15 protein-coding genes and 1 pseudogene are annotated in these 17,739 nt (G+C 70.1%); 1 reads left to right on the forward strand and 15 read right to left on the reverse strand.

The genetic code is table 11. The features are described from left to right. Positions 1–142 precede the first annotated feature (142 nt). The 11 genes from OHA88_RS15895 to OHA88_RS15945 form a co-directional block, all read right to left on the reverse strand. Complete coding sequence (locus tag OHA88_RS15895; RefSeq protein ID WP_328626025.1) at positions 143–904, reverse strand: hypothetical protein; 762 nt, start codon at positions 902–904, stop codon at positions 143–145. Positions 905–1,053: 149 nt separating this feature from the next. Beyond that, positions 1,054–1,683 (reverse strand): hypothetical protein, encoded by a 630-nt coding sequence (locus tag OHA88_RS15900; protein ID WP_328626026.1) that lies wholly within the window; start codon positions 1,681–1,683, stop codon positions 1,054–1,056. A gap of 34 nt (positions 1,684–1,717) precedes the next feature. Continuing rightward, positions 1,718–2,965 (reverse strand): 3-phosphoshikimate 1-carboxyvinyltransferase, encoded by a 1,248-nt coding sequence (gene aroA, locus OHA88_RS15905; RefSeq protein WP_328626027.1) that lies wholly within the window; start codon positions 2,963–2,965, stop codon positions 1,718–1,720. Between the two features lie 90 nt (positions 2,966–3,055). Beyond that, positions 3,056–5,002, reverse strand: a complete 1,947-nt coding sequence (locus tag OHA88_RS15910; protein ID WP_328626028.1) for an acyl-CoA dehydrogenase family protein — start codon at positions 5,000–5,002, stop codon at positions 3,056–3,058. Next, the gene (locus OHA88_RS15915) at positions 4,999–5,469 is read right to left on the reverse strand and encodes a hypothetical protein (protein WP_328626029.1); all 471 of its coding nucleotides are present in this window, start codon (positions 5,467–5,469) and stop codon (positions 4,999–5,001) included. The genes OHA88_RS15910 and OHA88_RS15915 overlap by 4 nt, the downstream gene beginning before the upstream one ends. 20 nt (positions 5,470–5,489) lie before the next feature. Beyond that, positions 5,490–7,175: a cytochrome c biogenesis protein CcdA gene (locus tag OHA88_RS15920; RefSeq protein ID WP_328626030.1), complete on the reverse strand. Its 1,686-nt coding sequence runs from the start codon at positions 7,173–7,175 to the stop codon at positions 5,490–5,492. Between the two features lie 307 nt (positions 7,176–7,482). After that, positions 7,483–7,827: a thioredoxin gene (trxA, locus tag OHA88_RS15925; protein ID WP_328626031.1), complete on the reverse strand. Its 345-nt coding sequence runs from the start codon at positions 7,825–7,827 to the stop codon at positions 7,483–7,485. 39 nt (positions 7,828–7,866) lie between these two features. Continuing rightward, entirely contained in the window at positions 7,867–8,274 is a 408-nt protein-coding gene (gene msrB / locus OHA88_RS15930; protein ID WP_328626032.1) for a peptide-methionine (R)-S-oxide reductase MsrB, read from the reverse strand. Between the two features lie 734 nt (positions 8,275–9,008). Beyond that, complete coding sequence (locus OHA88_RS15935; protein WP_328626033.1) at positions 9,009–10,157, reverse strand: PP2C family protein-serine/threonine phosphatase; 1,149 nt, start codon at positions 10,155–10,157, stop codon at positions 9,009–9,011. Between the two features lie 780 nt (positions 10,158–10,937). Further along, entirely contained in the window at positions 10,938–11,306 is a 369-nt protein-coding gene (locus OHA88_RS15940) for a VOC family protein (RefSeq protein WP_328629702.1), read from the reverse strand. Between the two features lie 145 nt (positions 11,307–11,451). Continuing rightward, positions 11,452–12,573, reverse strand: coding sequence for an MFS transporter (locus OHA88_RS15945; RefSeq protein ID WP_328626034.1), 1,122 nt, complete (start codon positions 12,571–12,573; stop codon positions 11,452–11,454). Positions 12,574–12,648: 75 nt separating this feature from the next. On the opposite strand from OHA88_RS15945, the gene OHA88_RS15950 reads away from it, so the two are divergent. After that, positions 12,649–13,203: a CGNR zinc finger domain-containing protein gene (locus OHA88_RS15950; RefSeq protein ID WP_328626035.1), complete on the forward strand. Its 555-nt coding sequence runs from the start codon at positions 12,649–12,651 to the stop codon at positions 13,201–13,203. 108 nt (positions 13,204–13,311) lie between these two features. Here the strand turns inward: OHA88_RS15950 and OHA88_RS15955 are convergent. The 4 genes and pseudogenes from OHA88_RS15955 to OHA88_RS15970 form a co-directional block, all read right to left on the reverse strand. Next, positions 13,312–13,525: pseudogene (locus tag OHA88_RS15955) on the reverse strand (UDP-glucose 6-dehydrogenase); the annotation flags it as partial. 483 nt (positions 13,526–14,008) lie between these two features. Continuing rightward, positions 14,009–14,299, reverse strand: coding sequence for a hypothetical protein (locus OHA88_RS15960; RefSeq protein WP_328626036.1), 291 nt, complete (start codon positions 14,297–14,299; stop codon positions 14,009–14,011). Between the two features lie 212 nt (positions 14,300–14,511). Continuing rightward, positions 14,512–15,957 carry an aldehyde dehydrogenase family protein gene (locus OHA88_RS15965; protein WP_326626858.1) on the reverse strand — a complete coding sequence of 482 codons (1,446 nt, stop codon included), beginning with the start codon at positions 15,955–15,957 and terminating at the stop codon, positions 14,512–14,514. A gap of 197 nt (positions 15,958–16,154) precedes the next feature. Then, complete coding sequence (locus OHA88_RS15970; RefSeq protein ID WP_328626037.1) at positions 16,155–17,726, reverse strand: PucR family transcriptional regulator; 1,572 nt, start codon at positions 17,724–17,726, stop codon at positions 16,155–16,157. Positions 17,727–17,739 lie beyond the last annotated feature (13 nt).

The following is a 17,739-nucleotide window of genomic DNA, read 5'->3' on the forward strand; positions in this document are numbered from 1 at the left end:
CCTGTGAATGTCGGCAGCCGCCGGGCCACGGCCCACCGGGCCCGGTCCGCGAGGAGTTCGTCGCGCTGCTGCACGAGCCGGGCCGGCCGGACGGGGGCGATCGCCTACGGGGCGTTCCGGAGCGGCTGGGCGAGCGCGGCGATCATGCTGCGCGGAACTTGGTCCACTGCGCGGTCATGATCTCCTGCGGGATGCCGCCGATGTCCTTGGTGCCGGGGATCTCGCCGCGGAAGGCGAGGGTGGTGGAGCCGGAGCGGACGACCGTGAGGTATTCGTACAGCTTCAGCTTCCCCTTCACGTCGAGGACGGTGAAGCGGTAGGCCTTGGCCTCGTCGGCCTCGGCCGCGAAGTCGGGTGCCTCGGCAGGCTCGACCTTCAGATACTTCGCGCTCGCAAGGGCCCGCTCCTCGGTGAATCCCCCGGCGCAGTCCTTGCCTGCCTTGTCGAGCGCCTTCATGACCTCGGCCGCATGACCGTTCGGGTACGACCGGAGGGTGACATCGACGGTGATGCCGAGCATCTCGTCGGGGATGTCGACCTTGCGTTGGACCTGCGCGGCGGGGTCGTGGTCGCTGACATCACCGGCGAGACTGACGAGCGGCTGGCAGCCGACGGGATCTGCGGTGTAGGCGTCGCCGAGTGGACCGTCGAGGGCGTACTCGGAGGCCGTGTACTTGCCGACGGTCTGCCCGTCGGTGAACGAAGCCGCCTTGAGCTGTGCCTCGCTGAGCGCCTTGGGCCCGTGGGCCGCCGCCGAGGCCTTGCCGTCCTTCCCTGAGCGCCCGGACCCGCCCGGACCACCCGAACTGTCCTTGTCACTGCTGCACGCGGTTGCTCCCAGAGCCATCACGACTGCAATCGTCATGGCCGCGGCCCGGCGCCACTGTCCGCGCTGGATACCCACCCCGAACATCCCTGCCCCCATTTCGCTGTTGGTGATGCTGGTTCTTCTGCAGGCTCTTCAGGCCGTGCTGGAGTCCGTCGTTCTTGACCGACGCCCGATTGTGCTGCATGCCCACTGCGTGCCCGCAGTTCCGGTTCCGCCGAGCGCGCCTACTTCGACATCGGGTGCGCGCACAGGGCCTTGTTCCGGGCGCTGTATTCCAGGTACAGCAGCCAGTCCTTGCCCCAGCACTTGTCTCCGTCCGAGATCCAGAACTCGGCCTCGGACGAGCTGCATCCGACCTCTTCCAAGTCCTGGTCGGGCCACTCCGCGTTGTTACGGACACAGTCTCCGGCCGTGAACGTGGGCCGGGTGTCGGGGATCAGCCCGGGTACGACGACAGTGGCGAGCGCCAGGACCAGGACGGTCATGATGGCGAGCGCGGGCGGGCGGGCCAGGACACGGCGGCCGGGGGCGAGTTGAGGACGCAGATTCCCCACCGGGTGCGGCAGGGCGCGGATCCGGGAGCGGGCACCGATGTTCATCAGCATGGTGACCGGAGCGGCGAACACGGACAGCAGGCCCCACCAGCCCTGCCACAGGGTGTCGGACGTCATCCGGCGGTAGGTCGCGGTTCCGCAGGTACGGCAGAAGGTGCCTTCCTCGGTCAGGAAGCGGAGCGTGATGACGAGACCCTGGTGTCCACGAACGACGGTGTGGACGGCGGGTATCGCACCGCAGATGTGGCACGACACGACGGATCCGAACGAAGGAAGAGGGTGGTGGGGCGGCGTGGACATGAGAACTCCCGGGGACGGCGTGGGCCCAGGAACCCTAACGGTTCGTGAGTTCCGCGAACTCGGCGAATGCTTCGTGAAACTGCGGGAACGTCTTCCGTACGCAGCCGGGATCGTCGTAGGTGATGCCGGGAACCCTCAGACCCGCGACGGCGAACGACATCACGATGCGGTGGTCGCCGTGGGTGACGATCTCGGTGGGGCGCGGTGTACCGGGGTGGATCCGGATCCAGTCCGGACCGGTCTCGACGGTGATGCCCATCCTCCGGAGGTTCTGCGCACAGGCCTCCAGCCGGTCGCACTCCTTCACCCGGGTGTTGCCGACGTCCTCGATGCGTACCGGGCCCGAGGCGAAGGGCGCGAGTGCGGCCAGCGTCGGCATGGTGTCGGAGATGTCGCGCATGTTGACCGTGAGTCCGCGGAGCGTGCCACTGGATCGGACGGTGGTGGAATCCGGGGAGCTGCGCACATCGGCGCCCATGCGGCGTAGTACGTCGACGAACCGCAGGTCGCCCTGGAGCGCGTCCTTGCCGAGGCCGGCGACGGTGACCTCGTGGCCGGTGAGGGCTGCCGCGGCGAAGAAGTAGCTCGCGGTGGATGCGTCGGGCTCGATGGCGTACGGCGTGGCCCGGTAGCCGCCGGGCGGCACGGTGAAGACGTTGCTGTCGTGGCCGCCGCGGGTCACCTCGACGCCGAAGCTGCGCATCATCGCGAGGGTGATCTCGACGTACGGAGCGGAGACCAGGTCGGTAACGGTGATCCGGAGCCCTTCCGCCGTCAGCGGCCCGAGCATCAGCAGTGCGGTGAGGTACTGGGAGGACTCCCCCGCGTCCAGGGTGAGTTCGCCGCCCTTGATCCCGGACGCGGTGACCGTCAGCGGATGGTGGCCCTCGGCTGCCTCGTGGCGCAGATCGACGCCGAGCGTGCGCAGGGCCTGGGTGAGCGGGGCAAGGGGCCGGCGGCGCATCTGCGCGGAGGCGTCGAAGCGGTACGTACCGGAGGCTGCGGCCGCGGCGAGGGTGGGCAGGAAGCGTGCCGTGGTGGCGCCGTCGCGGCAGTAGACGTCGGCCTCGGTGGCGGCGGGTCCGGCCGGGCGGCCCTCGATGTGCCAGCGGTCCGCTTCCTTCGCGACGTCGTAGCCAAGGCGCGCGAGGCCCTCGGCGAAGCCCTCGGTGTCGTCCGAGCACAGGGGACGTACGAGGGTGCTGGTGCCTTCCGCGGCAGCGGCCAGGAAGAGGGCGCGTGCGGTGACGGACTTGGAGCCGGGGATGTGGATGACGGTCACGGGTCCCCATCCTGCCGTGCGGCGCACTACCGGGCGGGGTGCGTCCAGCGAGTGGACGCACCCCGCCCGGCCGGCCCGGCTCTCCGACGGTCAGCGGATGGTGCGGTGAACGTTTTCCCTGGTGGCCGGGCCGGGGGTGGCGTCGGCGATCCAGGGGCCTTCGCCGCTCGGGTCGACGACCCCCTCCTCCAGCCAGGTGTACGCACCGTTCAGGACGGCGTCGACCACACGCCGGTCGAGGTCGTCCGTGTTGGACCAGAGACGGTTGAAGAGTTCCTCGGTCCGGATGCGGGACTGGTGGCAGAAGGCGTCGGCGAGTTGGTAGGCCTCTCGGCCGTGATCACCGGTGGTGCGCAGGTGCTCGGCGCGGACGCAGGCGGCGCTCATCGCGAAGAGTTCCGCTCCGATGTCGACGATCCTGCCGAGAAAGCCCTGCTTGGTCTCCATGCGGCCCTGCCAGCGCGACATCGCGTAGAAGGTGGAGCGGGCCAGCTTGCGTGCGGAGCGTTCGACGTAACGCAGATGGGTGGAGAGGTCCGGGTGGCCGGACGGATGGAACTCGTTGTAGGTGCGCGGGAGTTGTCCTGGGCCCGCGACCAGTTTGGGCAGCCAGCGGGCGTAGAAGCCGGCCGCGTTCGCTCCCGCCTTCGCCTTGGCGGAGAGTGGTTTGTCGGGGTCGATCAAGTCACCCGCGACCTTCAGATGGGCGTCGACGGCCTCACGGGCGATCAGCAGATGCATGATCTCCGTCGAGCCCTCGAAGATCCGGTTGATCCGCAGGTCCCGAAGGAGTTGTTCGGCAGGGACGGCACGCTCGCCCCGGGCGGCGAGGGAGTCGGCGGTCTCGAAGCCCCGGCCGCCGCGGATCTGGACCAGTTCGTCGGCCATCAGACAGCCCATCTCGGAGCCGTACAGCTTGGCCAGGGCCGCTTCGATCCGGATGTCGTTGCGGTCTTCGTCCGCCATCTGGGAGGCGAGATCGACGACGGCCTCCAGGGCGAAGGTGGTGGCGGCGATGAAGGAGATCTTGGCGCCGACAGCTTCGTGCCGGGCAACCGGCCTGCCCCACTGCTCGCGGACCGCCGACCATTCGCGGGCGATCTTCAGACACCACTTGCCGGCGCCGACACACATGGCGGGCAAGGACAGCCGTCCCGTGTTGAGGGTGGTGAGGGCGATCTTGAGCCCAGCGCCTTCGGGGCCGATGCGGTTGGCGGCGGGGACCCGGACGCGGTGGAAGCGGGTCACGCCGTTCTCGATCCCGCGCAGCCCCATGAAGGCGTTGCGGTTCTCCACGGTGATGCCCGGGGCGTTCGCCTCCACGACGAACGCGGTGATGCCGCCCTTGTGGCCGACCGACTTCGGGACGCGGGCCATGACGACCAGCAGGTCGGCAACGACACCGTTGGTCGTCCACAGCTTCACACCGTCGAGGATGTAGTCGGGACCGTCCGGAACGGCCGAGGTGGCGAGCCGGGCAGGGTCGGAGCCGACATCCGGTTCGGTGAGAAGGAACGCCGAGATGTCGGTACGGGCGAGCCGGGGCAGGAACGTGTCCTTCTGCTCCTGGGTGCCGAAGAGCTTCAACGGCTGCGGTACGCCGATGGACTGGTGGGCGGAGAGCAGCGCGCCGATCGCCGGGTTGGCGGAGCCGACCAGGGAGAGGGCTCTGTTGTAGTAGACCTGGGTCAGTCCCAGGCCGCCGTACTTCGGGTCGATCTTCATCCCGAGGGCGCCGAGCTCCTTGAGGCCGTTGATGACCTCGTCGGGGATCTTCGCCTCACGCTCGATCAGGGCGCCGTCGATCTTGGTTTCGCAGAAGTCGCGCAACCGGGCGAGGAACGCCTCGCCTCGCCGGACGTCGTCGGCGGCCGGCTGTGGATGCGGATGGATCAGGTCCAGCCGGAAGCGGCCGAGGAAGAGTTCCTTGGCGAAACTGGGCTTGCGCCAGTCCTGCTCGCGTGCGGCTTCGGCCACTTGGCGCGCTTCACGCTCGGTGACCTTGGGCGTGTTCTTCGGAGCGGATGGTGCGGTCATGAGGAGCTCACCTCGCCGCGTTGTCGGTGGGCGGACCCGGCCGGTCCGCGCGGAGCGCGCATGCGCGCGCCTGCCGAGGCATACCAACCGGTGCTACTCGTCCGTATGTACCCGATTCCTGCCGCCCTCACCAGCCCTCGGACGCCGATCGGGTAGCGAGCCACTCCAGTGGCACGTTCAACGAGCGTCCTGTGGCCGGGCGCGGGCGAGGGAAAGGAGCCGTCCCCGGTGCGGCCCACCCAGGAGTACTCCAGGGCGTCCGGGGACAGCAGCCGTAACGCGTCCTGGTACCCGGCCGCGCCGGGGCCGGTGCAGAACTCGCGTACTCCCGGTCCTGGAAGAACCCGGTACCGCGGGGGGTGGTCGGGCTCCGGGATGTCGAAGTCACCGGGGACCGGCCGCGCGCCGGTCTCGCCCGACGGCAGCGCCGCGCGCAGCTCCTCGAGGAACTTGCGCCTACGGCTCATCAGCGGCGTCGGCACCGGGGTCAGCCGAACGTGAAGGAGTGGACCTTGAGCCCTGGCGTGAGGGTCAGGGTCAGGAGACCCTGCCGAGGCTTCGTACCGCTCACCAGCCGGTGGATGTTGGGTGCTCCGGAGATGGTGTGGGTAGTGGTCTTCCCGTCGAGGGTCGCGGTGATGGTGCCGGTGCCGCCGACGTCGATGTGGACCTCGCTCGCGGAGAAGTTCAGCTTGATGCCCGCGTCGGGCCCGCTGGTCACCGACTCCCGGTCGGCGCTCCAGGTGCCGTCCAGGGCGGCCTCGCCGGACCCGATCTCCGCCGGGTAGGTGAAGGTGTCGGTGCCTTCGTCCAGGGATCCGTTGGCGACGGGGCCGCTGCGCCCGGCGCCCAGGGCGACCTCCCGGGTCAGGTTCGGGTCGGTCGGAGTGGCGTCCGGGAGACCGGTGGGGGGCGGCAGGGCGATGCCGGGGCGTGCGTCGGCCAGCAGTTTCCGGATCAGCGACTCGCGATGGCCGTAGTTGCCCTCGCCGACGGCAACGTGCCGCACCTGGCCCCGGGCGTCGATGAGGTACTCGGTCGGCCAGGCGTAGTTGTCGAAGTTCTCCCAGGTCCTGAAGTCGTTGTCCAGCGCGACCGGGTACGTGATGTCGAGCCGTTCGGCACCGGCCCTGACGTTCCCGGGCACGTGCTCGAACGCGTACTCGGGAGTGTGCACGCCGATCACCTCCAGGCCGGCCGACCGGTACTTCTCGTACCAGGCGTTGACGTGCTGGATGCTGCGGTGGCAGTTGATGCAGGAGTAGGCCCAGAAATCGACCAGGACAACCTTGCCGGCCCGTGCGCTCTCGGTCAGCGGCGCGCCCTGGGGCGTGTTGAGCCACTGTTGGATTCCGGAGATCTCCGGCGCGGTGCCGCAGTCGAGCAGCCCCGACGCCGGCTCTGCGGCGCACCGACGCAGCGACTGGTTCCGGTCCGCGTCGAGCGCCTCGGCGATCCCCGAGTCCGCGATCGCCTTGTTGACGCGGGCGGTGTAGTCGGGGACGGAGCGCTGCAGGACGTCGGTGACGTTGAAGGTGAGGCCGAAGGCCAGGAGCACGAAGGTCAGCCCGGCAACGAACCGCACGCCCCGCTGCCGGTTACGGAACGCCCGCACCCGCTCGCCGATGCGCCGGCCGGCCAGCGCGAAGAAGAGCAGGGGAATCGCGGTGCCGATCGCGAAGGCGACGGCGAGCGCGGCCGTCTGGACCCCGATCCGCTGCGTGGCGCCCGCGACGGTGATGGCGGCGAGGACGGGTCCGGCGCAGGGCACGTACACCGCGCCCAGCGCCAGTCCCAGGACGAACCCGCTGCGCCTGCCGCCGATCTGCCGTTGGCCGATGCGTGCGAACGGGCGCTCCAGCAGATCCTGCACCGCCGGGAACATCATGGCGACGCCCAGCAGGAGCAGCACCCCCAGACCGACCCACCGGATGATGTCCTGGGGCAGCGGCAGGGCCCCGAGCACCAGGGTGCCGAACAGCGTGATCAGGCTGAAGCTGACGACCAGCCCGCCCATCACCGCATAGGACCGGCCCTTGTGCGCCGGCCCCGCTCCGGTCCCGGAGGCCGGAACCCCGCCGGAGAGGAAGACCAGGGGCAGCACGGGCAGGACGCACGGCGAGACGGCGGTGACGAAGCCGCCGACCAGTCCGATGAGTATCAACGTAAGCAATACGACCTCCAGAGAACGAAGCCGCCCGAACAGCCACGGTTCGCCATGTCCTCGGGACCGACACCCGCGGCGAGGACCACCGGGCAAGGGACGTGCGCCTCGGGCCGGTTCCGCGTGCAGTCCCCGAGACGTCACCTGTCTCGCCGGTGACTCTTGCACGCGGCGAGTTACCTGTCAAACCGGTGACGCGGGCAATTCGGCCGGGACGACGGGGTCCACACCCGCACCCGGTGGGCGTTCTGAGCGAACGGGCCGCCCCCCGGTGAGGGGGCGGCCCGTTCGCCTTCTGCTGCGCGTGTGCGTGTGGTCAGCCGACCGGCTTGGTCTCGACGAAGCCGTCGAGGTCACGCAGGATGGCGGCCTTCGGCTTGGCGCCGACGATGGTCCTGGCGACCTCGCCGTTCCGGTACACGTTCAGCGTCGGGATGGACATGACGCCGTACTTGGCGGCCGTGGCCGGGTTCTCGTCGATGTTGAGCTTGACGATCTCGATCTGGTCGCCGTACTCGGCGGCGATGGCCTCCAGCGACGGGGCGATCTGGCGGCAGGGGCCGCACCAGGCAGCCCAGAAGTCCACCAGGACGGGCTTGTCGCTCTGCAGAACCTCGGCGTCGAAATCTGCGTCGGTGACGTTCTTCAAGGTGCCGGCCACAGCGGCCTCCTTCTTCCGGGGGGTGGGGTGCGGGGTGCGTCAGCTCTCGTCGGGCGTCAGCCGCAGCGAGATGCTGTTGATGCAGTACCGCTGGTCGGTCGGGGTGGGAAAGCCCTCACCTTCAAACACGTGCCCGAGATGCGATCCGCACCGGGCGCACCGGACCTCGGTCTGTACCGTGCCGTACGACCGGTCCTCGGCCAGCTCGACGGCGTCCGTGTCCTTCGGGTCGAAGAAGGACGGCCAGCCGCAGCCGGAGTGGAACTTCTCCGTGGAGGTGAAGAGCTCGGCGCCGCAGGCACGGCAGGAGTAGACGCCCTTGGTCTCGGTGTCGGTGTACTCGCCGGTGAACGGCCTCTCCGTGGCAGCGCGGCGCAGAACCTGGTATTCGTCAGGGCCCAGCTCCGCGCGCCACTGCTCGTCCGGCTTTTCGATGTCGTACGCCATGAGGCTCAGCCCCTCGTAGGTGGTGGGAAGAGGGGTGCGGGAAGGGCGGTCGCCTCGCGGCGGAGGGCACTGCAGGGCTTCAGCCGAACGATCTTCCACTGCAGGCTTGAGGTTGGGCCCGGGGACATCGTCCCTTCCCGCACCCACACATGCATGAACCTTCAATCAAACCGGAGTGTTCCCGCCACCCCGGCATGACCTGAACCACAGCGGCCCCGCCCCCTGGTCTTCCCACTACTGCATGGGAATCGGTCAGGATTTGGTCCTTGGCCCAGGTCGGAGGCCAGAGGAAAACGAACGGCCGGAACCCCCGCACAGTGGGCCCCTCGCAGCGCCCTGACCTGCAATTTTCCTCTGACCTGCACAAACTTTCAACGCCTTGGCCCGCATCAACCCGTCCGGGCCCGCTTCAAGCCGTTTCAACTTGCCCGCGTCCTCCCACGGGAGCACCACGGCTGAGGCGAAAACGAAGCAGGCCCTGACCTGCTGTTATCCACTGCATTGCCCCACGAGCCCGCACCTGCCGCCAAGCTGACCAAAAATCTCGCGCACACGCGCGGGCCCCGACACCAAGCTGTCGGGGCCTGCGCGTGCATGACCGGATCGAAGGCGGATCATCCTCGGGTCGTACGTACAGATCGGGACGGCTGCTCACCTGGAAGCGGGCGGTCGCCTCCGCGTGGACTGGGCCGGGCCGGTCACTGGCAGCGGCGTCACCGGCCGGAGGGCCAGGTTCAAGATCGCTCGGCCGCCCGGACTGGGCACTCCTGGTCCCGGGTGCCTTGCCAGTCCAGGCAGACCACGGTGGCGTCATCATGCAGGACACCTTGCTGAGCACGCAGGACAGCCTGAGTAAGGGTGTGAACGGTCTCGCGAGGGTGCAGGTCGCGAGTGCCCTCGATCAGGGACGGAAGGTCCTCGGCGGCGGCGTTGCGCTCGAGCATGCCATCGGTGACCAGGATGAGGCGGTCACCTGGTCGCAGTTGGAGCGACTGGACGCGGTGCGGGTGCACCAAAGGGGCGCCGAAGGGCGGATCGATCTCGGGAGTGAGACGCGCGAGGCGTCCCCCGCGCAGTAGCCAGGGCCACGGGTGACCGGCATTGACGAAGCCGGCACTTCCCGTCTGCAGGTCGATGCGCAAGAGCTGGCCGGTGACCAAGGGGCCATGCAGGCCGTGGTCGAGCAAGGCCTGATGGGCCTGATGGGCCTGGTCGGCCAGGTCGGCTCCTTTGCGCCGCGCGCTGCGTAGAGCGCCAACAAACAGGGTGGCGATGAGGGCGGCACGGACGTCGTGGCCCATGGCGTCGGTGATGGACACGTGCAGGGTGTGGCGGTCGAGGGAGTGATCGAAGGTATCGCCGGCGATCTCTTCGCTCGGGATCAGCTCGCCGGAGATCGTGAACTGCGGTGCTTCACAGGTGAGGCTGTCGGGAAGGAGAGTGTTCTGGATCTCAGCGGCCAGGGTCATGGGGAGGGTGCGGCGGCCCCACTGATACAGGTCGGTGAAGCGGCGGTTGGCGATGAGGATGTACGCCAGGGCATGGGCCGATTCGACGATCGCCTGCACAGCTGAAGGTTCGGGGGCTTGCGGGAGGAGGACTTCAAGAAGCCCGATGGCATCCCCCCGGTTGGTCACCGGGGCCACGATCTGGACCTGCCCGTCGGGGTGCCCGCCTCGCCGGACGGACACCCGTTGGTCGCGCAGTACCTCCCCGTAGACGGTGCCGGGCAACCTGATGCGCTCCCGCTCCTCACCGGCGTCAGCGTTGCTCAGGCGCACAACGGCGTTGCCGGTGAAGTCGGTGATCAAAAAGGAAACCGACCGGGCCTCCAGGCGCCTCGCCAGCTCGAAGGCGATCACCTCGGCCGACTCGACAGGCATCCGGGCCTCTGCCGCAGCGAGCAGTCCGGCCAGTCCTGCAGACCCTTCAGCCATCTCCGGTTCCTCTCGCCGGATCCGCCCAAAGATCCACTCTCACGACAGCACCGACGAGCCGCGCCCGTGACCGATGCGATACAGAGTTACTTGGCCAGAGAGCGCAAGGCCCCATTACTCCACCAGCGGCATGTCACACACCGTCGTCCCGCGTGCAGCCATGCGACCCCACGGCAGACCTGGTCTCACCTGACGGGAGATCAGTAGTGCAGCGGCACTTGACGGCCCGGATCGTCCAGCAGACGCCGCAACCGGGCCTTGCCGGGAAACCGTGGCCGGCACTCCGGTGAGCGCGGCGGGTGTACGTAGCCGTCGGGCCGTGCACCGGACATCGAGTCGCCGTGTGAGGCGACGACGTATGGACCCACGACGGCGCAGTCGCAGTCGACACAGATCCTCATCGCCGGGCCTTCCGCCACGCCCGCGCGAGCCGGAGTGCCGTGGGGCAGGACGCCAACGGCCAGCGGGCCGCCCGCGCCAAGCGTCTGGCCAAGGCCCCGCGATCTGGACAAGCTCGCCGGTGCGGCGGACGGGCGGCACTACAGGACCCGCGAGGAGATCGCCGCCAAGCACCGCGTGGTCTCCAGCCTGCGCGGAACCATCACCGACAGGCCGATAGTGCAGATCGCCCGCGGCGTCCAACTCCGCCTCCCCGAACCCCTCGGCCTCAAAGTCACCCAAACCCGCTGGCCACAGACCTGAACCGGTGACCTGGGAAGTACGGGACTAGTCGGCGCAGAGACAGAACGGATGCCCGACGGGATCCGCGAAGACTCGCCAGTTGCGCTCACCCTTACCGTCGTCCAGCAGGGTCGCGCCCAGCTCCAGCACCCGCTCCTGCGCGGTGTCCAGGTCGTCCACCACGACGTCCATGTGGAACTGCTGCGGCCGTTCGGGGTCGGGCCAGCGCGGCTCCCGAAGCTGCGGCGCCTGCTGGAAGCCCAGGCTGGTGCCGTCCTCGCGGACGAGGTCGACCCACTCGGGGCTATCCGGGTCCAAGCGCACCTTGCCGCCCACCACGGCTGCGTAGAACTCGGCGAGGGCCTTGGGGTCGGGACAGTCCAGGACGACGCTGCCCAGCTTGCCGATCATGATGTCTGCCTCTCTTCGATCCGATTCTCTTCTGTCCGGTTCACGGGAACGCGTACCCCGGTCCAGGGGTCTTTCACGGTGCGGATGTCCCGCGTGAGCATCGGCAGTGCTGACCCGGCGAGGGCCACGCTGCCGATGGCAACCGCCGTCACGCTGCCCAGTGACTGCCCGAGCAGGCCGCCGAGGGCGGCGCCCACCGGCAGCACGCCGTAGGTGATGGTGCGGTAGGCGCCGTTGCTGCGGCCAGCGAGGTCTTGGGAACCAGGACCTGCCGGACGGTCACCGACAAGACGTTGGCGCTGCCCAGCCCGATGCCGGCGAGGGCCTGGCAGAGCCCGAGCAGTACTCCGTACGACAGGCTGCGCCCGGGCAGCAGCGGCAGCAGCAGCGGGGTGCCGGTGGACAGGACGAGGGAGGCGGCGAAGGCACGACCGTAGCCGAGGCGGGCGGCGAGGCGGAGGCCGAGCATGGCGCCGAGAAAGGCGCCGGCGCCGGCGGCGCTGAGGGCGAGTCCGTAGCCGCCTGCCGAAAGGCCGCGTTCCTTGACGGCGAGGACGACGAGATTGACGACGAGGATCTGCGCGCCCGCGTTGTAGAGCGCGGCATGCGCGGTGAGCGACCGCAGGAAAGGGCTGACCCAGATCTGCCGCAGACCCTCGGCCATGCCGGGCCGGTCCGGGTTCCGTACGGGCGGCGGCTCGGGCCGACGCGCGCCCGTCACGCCGAGCGCACTCGCGACGTACGAGACGGCGTCGGCCAGCACCGCCACCGCCGGGCCGAGTGACTGCACCAGAAGGCCCGCGATACCCGGGCCGCTGACCTGCGCGGCGGTGGACGAGCCCTGGAGGGCGCGATTGGCGGCGGGCAGGTCGTTCTCACCCACCAGGGAAGGGACGTAGGCAAAGCCCGCGATGTCGAAGACGACGCTTGCTGCGCCCACCGTCAGCGCGACGGCGATCAGCAGCGGCAGTGACAGCCCGCCCAGCAGCGCGGCCACGGGGACGGCGGCGAGCGCGACCGCCCGCAGCAGGTCGGCCGCGATCATGATGCCGCGCCGGCGGCGGCTCTCCAGCCAGTGCCCGGCGAATAGCGGGAGGGCGACGCTCGGCAAATAGGTGGCGGTGGCGATGGCACTCACGCCGGCTGCCCCCGCGTCCAGGGTGAGCGCTGCGGCGAGCGGCAGCGCCACCGCGGTGACGTGCGCGCCGACCGCGGAGACGGTGTGTCCCGCCCAGAACCGCCGGAAGTCGGCATCGTGCAACAGCGCCAATTTCGTTACCCCTAACCCCGTTCAACCAGTAACGGCGTTACCTGATAATGCCCCTCAAGGCGTAACCTCGCAAGCATGCGACAACCCGGTGAACGCGCTCCCGCTCCTGAGCCCCTCAGATTGGCCCAGGACCTGGTGAACACCGTCGACCTGGAAATGGACAACGATCAGCTACGGACGGAGGCCGGCCTGACCGCCTTCGCCCGCGACCACGGCATGCCGGATCCGACCTTCGACGCGCAGGACCTCGCTGACGTCCGCGAACTGCGCGAAGCGCTGCGCGACGCCTGCCAGGCCCATACAGGCACCGATGTCCCGGACGCGTCCGCCACCGCCCTCGACCGGCTGCTGTCCGCCGCACCCCTCGTCCTCGCCGTCGACACCCACGGCGCCGCCACGCTGCGCCCCGCCCCCGGGCTGACCGGCGCCGCCGCGCTCACCGCCCGCATCGCCGCCGGCATCGCGACCGGCCTGGCCGACGGAACCTGGTCACGGCTCAAGGCGTGCGCGGCGCACAGTTGCCGCTGGGTCTACTACGACCGCAGCCCGGCAGGCCGCAGCCGCTGGTGCACGATGTCCATCTGCGGCAGCCGCGCCAAGATGCGGGCGTACCGCAGCCGTGGCACGTAAGGCACCCAGGGCAATAGGGAGGAAGCGCTACGCGTTTGCCCGGTACGTCCAGCCCGCATTGCCCCACAGCGCGGCATCCAGCGCGTTGCGGCCGTCGATCACATACCGCCGCGTCGCGCGACTCGACCCCTCGATCCCGGTGACATGCCTTGCCGGCAGCTCCTCCAACCCCGGCTCGAACATCGGGACCCTGCCCGCCGACAGCCTCTCGGCCCTGCGCGGGTCGATGTCCAGAGCCAGCATCTCGACCCCCAGCTCAGCCAATGCCGGCAGCGTGCGTGGCACCGAGATGTCCGGTGCCGATCACGCTGAGCGTGAGTATCGGGTGCGGTCCGGTTTCGGACGCCAAACAGCCCCTGCGGGGAACCGAATCAGCGAGCTGCGAAGTCCGGTGGAGCAGCGGACCCGTGTCCGGCCGTGTCCGGACAGGCGGCGGACATCAGCGGACAACCGGCGGTCAGTGCCCACGGACAACCTGCCTGAACTGCTTGGACACTGTCCGGGCAGGTGTCCGGACAGGTGTCAGCCGTGGAGCTCGATAACGACTGGTCCTCCGCCGCCGTCCGCTCCGGCCTGGGCGGATCCGTTGGTGGAGACGCTGCCGCCTGCCCCACCGCCCCATCCGCGTGCCGTTGTGCCCGGGCCGTTGGTCGCGCGCCCGTACCCGCCATGGCCGAGGTGCGACGCGCCTCCCACTCCAGCGAGACCGGACGTACCGCTCAGGCGGATCGCGCCCTATCCGGCCCGCCGCCCTGGGCGAGTTGTCCCGTCCCGCCGAACGGTCCGGGGATGCCGCTGGTGGTCGTCATGCCGGAGCCTGACGCCATGCTCGCGGTACCGCCGTCACCACCGGTGGCCACCACGAGGCCACCGAAGGAGGATGTGCCTCCTGCGTTACCGGGCTGATTCCCTGTGCCGCCAGCGCCGCCCGCGCCGACCACAACGGTCTCCACGGCGCCTTGAAGACCTTGGCTGAGTCCTCGTCGTCGAAGCGCTCGGACCGCCACCTGTCGGACCGTGTGCCGCCGTCCTTCCACTTCAGCTGGTAGCTGAGGATCTCCCCGGCCTTGTTCCTGCGCGGAACGATGCTTGCCATGGCGGGAGACCAGCTCCGTTTTCCCACCGTTTTCCCAGCCACCCGTTTGAACTAGCCAAGATCTAGCGATACTTGCAGGTCAGGGTGCAGATATGCAGGAACGGCCGGAGCCCCCGCACAGTGGGCTCCGGCCGTTCGTCCGCCGCCTGCTGTCGTGCTGTCCAGGCGGATTACAGGCGGCTGTGATGGATCGGTTCGATCCTGCTCACGGACTACAGGGCGAGGCCGGTGAGAACCAGCACGCGCTCGTAGGTGTAGTCGTCCATGGCGTAGCGAACACCCTCGCGGCCGACGCCGGACTGCTTGGCTCCGCCGTACGGCATCTGGTCGGCGCGGTAGGACGGGACGTCACCGATGATGACGCCGCCGACCTCGAGGGCGCGGTGGGCGCGGAACGCGGTCTGCAGGTCGTGTGTGAACACACCTGCCTGCAGGCCGTACTTGGACGAGTTGACGGAGGCGAAGGCCTCGGCCTCGCCGTCCACCTTCTGAACGGTGAGCACCGGTCCGAACACCTCCTCGGAGGCGAGGGTGACGCCGTCCGGGAGCTCCGTCAGCACGGTCGGCGCGTAGGTCGCACCGTCCCGCTTGCCGCCGGCGAGGAGCTGGGCGCCGGCCTGCACGGCCTCGTCGACCCAGGACTCGACGCGCTTGGCGGCGTCCTCGTTGACCAGCGGGCCGACATCGGTCGCGGCGTCGGACGGGTCACCGGTGACCTGGGCCTCGACGGCCGCGACGATCTTCGGAACGAGCCGGTCGTATACCGCGGCGTCCGCGATGACGCGCTGCACCGAGATGCAGGACTGGCCGCCCTGGTAGTTGGAGAAGGTCGCGATGCGGGTCGCGGCCCAGTCCAGGTCCTCGTCGGAGGCGTAGTCGCCGAGGACGACCGCCGCGCCGTTGCCGCCGAGCTCCAGGGTGCAGTGCTTGCGCGGCACCGACTCCATGATCGAGTAGCCGACCGCCGCCGACCCGGTGAAGGAGATCACGGGCAGCCGCTCGTCCTGCACGAGGGCGGGCATGCGGTCGTTGGGCACCGTGAGCACGGACCACGAACCGGCCGGAAGGTCCGTCTCGGCCAGCAGCTCACCGAGGATCAGCGACGAGATCGGGGTGGCCGGGGCGGGCTTCAGGATGATCGGGGCGCCGACGGCGATGGCCGGGGCCACCTTGTGGGCGCTCAGGTTCAGCGGGAAGTTGAAGGGCGCGATACCGAGGATCGTGCCGCGCGGGAAGCGGCGGGTCAGCCCGAGGCGACCGGTGCCACCGGCGTCGGTGTCGAGGCGCTGGGCCTCGCCGCTGTTGAAGCGGCGGGCTTCCTCGGAGGCGAACCGGAACACGGAGACGGCGCGGCCGACCTCGCCGCGGGCCCACTTGATGGGCTTGCCGTTCTCGGCGGAGATCAGCTGGGCGATCTCCTCGGTGCGCTCCACGAGACGCCGTACGACGTGGTCGAGCGCGGCGGCACGGACATGGGCGGGCGTCGCGGCGAACTCCTCGCGCACGGCGTGCGCGGCCGCGACGGCCTCCTCGATCTGCGCGTCGGTCGGCACGCTGACCGTGCCGACGAGACGACCGTCCCAGGGGTTGGTGACGTCGAAGCTGTCCTCGCCGGTGGCCTGGCGGCCGGCGAGCCAGAAGGCGTGGGTGGAAGTCATGGAGGTTCCGGCCCTTCGGAGTCGTGGGGTGTCCTGCTCCCCCACCGTAGGGCCGTACGGTCGGCCTGGCGTTTGTCCGGTGCGGAGCAGAAGCGGGCAGGCATGCGCCGGTTTGTCGGATGACCCGGACCGCCGGAACGGTTCACCACGACCGTCCGCCAAGCAGTTACGTGCCCAGGGGGCGGACGGGCTTCATCTCACGGCGTCGTCGGGGAGCTCGTGGCCTTCAGCGCCAGCCACAGCTCCATCCGCACATCCGGGTCGTCCAGGGAGCGGCCCAGGATCTCCTCCACCCGGCGCATCCGGTACCGCAGGGTGTGGCGGTGCACGCCCAGGTCGGCCGCGGCAGCGTCCCACTGGCCGTGGTGGCTGAGCCAGGCGCGCAGCGAGGCGACCAGGTCGCCCCGGCCCTTCGCGTCGTGTTCGCGCAGGGCGCGGAGCATGCCGTCCGCGAAGGCCCGGACCGCGTCGTCCGCGAGCAGCGGCAGGACCGAGCCGGCCGCCAGCTCCTCGTGCTCGACCATGGCCCTGCCCCTGCGGCGGGCGACCGAGAGTGCCTGTTCGGCCTGCTTGTACGCGGCGGAGACGGCGGTCGGGCCCGCCGGTGCGGACAGCCCGACCACCACCTCGGTGTCCTCCGGCGCCGCCTGGTCGTGCGGGGTTCGCTCCTCCTGGGCCTCCGCGTATGCCGCGCAGGCCGCGACGGCCGCACCGCCGTCCGCCGCGAGGACGACGAGCCGTTCTCCCTCGGGGACCATCAGCAGGGCCTCCCCGGACCGGGCGGCCGCGGACTCCATCGCCTCGCCGAGCGGTGCCGGTGTCGCCGGATCGGACGCCTCCGCGATCAGCAGGCGGAACGGGGCGTCGAGCAGCCCTCCGTACAGGTCTCCGGCAACGGCCCGCGCATGGTCCGGCTGGCCGGCGAGGAGCATCCGGAGTACCGCAGCGCCCAGCCGCTGTTCGGCGCCCTGGAGGGCGCGGGAGCGGGCGGTGGTGAGGGTCAGCAGGGCGACCGCCGAGTGCACGGCGTAACGCTCGGCGGTACCGAGGGCGGACCCGGTGCCCACCGCCAGCGCGCCGCGGGCCCGGCGGCCGGTGCCCAGGGTCTGGAGCTCGACCCGGTCGTCGGTGTCACCGACGACGACACTCGCCGGGGCGGGGCGGTCCCGCAGGCGTTCCACATCGGGGGTGAGCCGGGCCGCTCTGCGGGCGGCCCAGTCGGGGGCGGCGGCCACGACGGCGCCGGAGGCGTCGTACAGCGCGGCCCAGCCGTCGACCTGGGCGGCGAGCCGGCTGAGGAGTTCGCCGGGGCCCTCCCCGGCGAGTGCGGCCTTGGTGAGATCGCGCTGGGCCTCGAAGCCCGCTGTCACGGCCCGGTACTGGTCGGCGGCGATCGCCGAGGAGACGGCCTTGGCGATGGCGAGGAAGGCGGTGCGGCGCGGGACTTCGAGGAGCGGCAGTCCCGCCTCCTCGGCGGCGTCGATCAGTGGCTGCGGCACCTCGTCGTAGTTGACGCCCACGGCGAAGCCGAGCCCGACGACTCCGGCGTCGGCCAGCCGGCGCACGTACCGGCGCATCGCTTCGGGGTTCTCGGCGTCGAGGTTGGTGGCGGTGATGAGGAGGAGTTCGCCGCCCTCCATGTACGGGACGGGGTCGGCCAGCTCGCTGGCGTGCGCCCAGCGCACCGGCGCGTCGAGCCGGTCCGCCCCCGCACGCACCGTGAGTTTGAGCGCCGAATGCTGGACGAGCGAGGCGAGAGTAGGGGGCATGGGGACCGCGGGA

This window comes from Streptomyces sp. NBC_00353, assembly GCF_036108815.1.
GTDB lineage: Bacteria > Actinomycetota > Actinomycetes > Streptomycetales > Streptomycetaceae > Streptomyces.

Coding starts and splice junctions, on each gene's coding strand:
- OHA88_RS15900 (WP_328626026.1), bottom strand. CDS start 1,683: ATGTCCACGCCGCCCCACCACCCTCTTCCTTCGTTCGGATCCGTCGTG.
- OHA88_RS15910 (WP_328626028.1), bottom strand. CDS start 5,002: ATGACCGCACCATCCGCTCCGAAGAACACGCCCAAGGTCACCGAGCGT.
- OHA88_RS15915 (WP_328626029.1), bottom strand. CDS start 5,469: ATGAGCCGTAGGCGCAAGTTCCTCGAGGAGCTGCGCGCGGCGCTGCCG.
- msrB (WP_328626032.1), bottom strand. CDS start 8,274: ATGGCGTACGACATCGAAAAGCCGGACGAGCAGTGGCGCGCGGAGCTG.
- OHA88_RS15935 (WP_328626033.1), bottom strand. CDS start 10,157: ATGCCTGTCGAGTCGGCCGAGGTGATCGCCTTCGAGCTGGCGAGGCGC.
- OHA88_RS15950 (WP_328626035.1), top strand. CDS start 12,649: ATGCGACAACCCGGTGAACGCGCTCCCGCTCCTGAGCCCCTCAGATTG.
- OHA88_RS15960 (WP_328626036.1), bottom strand. CDS start 14,299: ATGGCAAGCATCGTTCCGCGCAGGAACAAGGCCGGGGAGATCCTCAGC.
- OHA88_RS15965 (WP_326626858.1), bottom strand. CDS start 15,957: ATGACTTCCACCCACGCCTTCTGGCTCGCCGGCCGCCAGGCCACCGGC.
- OHA88_RS15970 (WP_328626037.1), bottom strand. CDS start 17,726: ATGCCCCCTACTCTCGCCTCGCTCGTCCAGCATTCGGCGCTCAAACTC.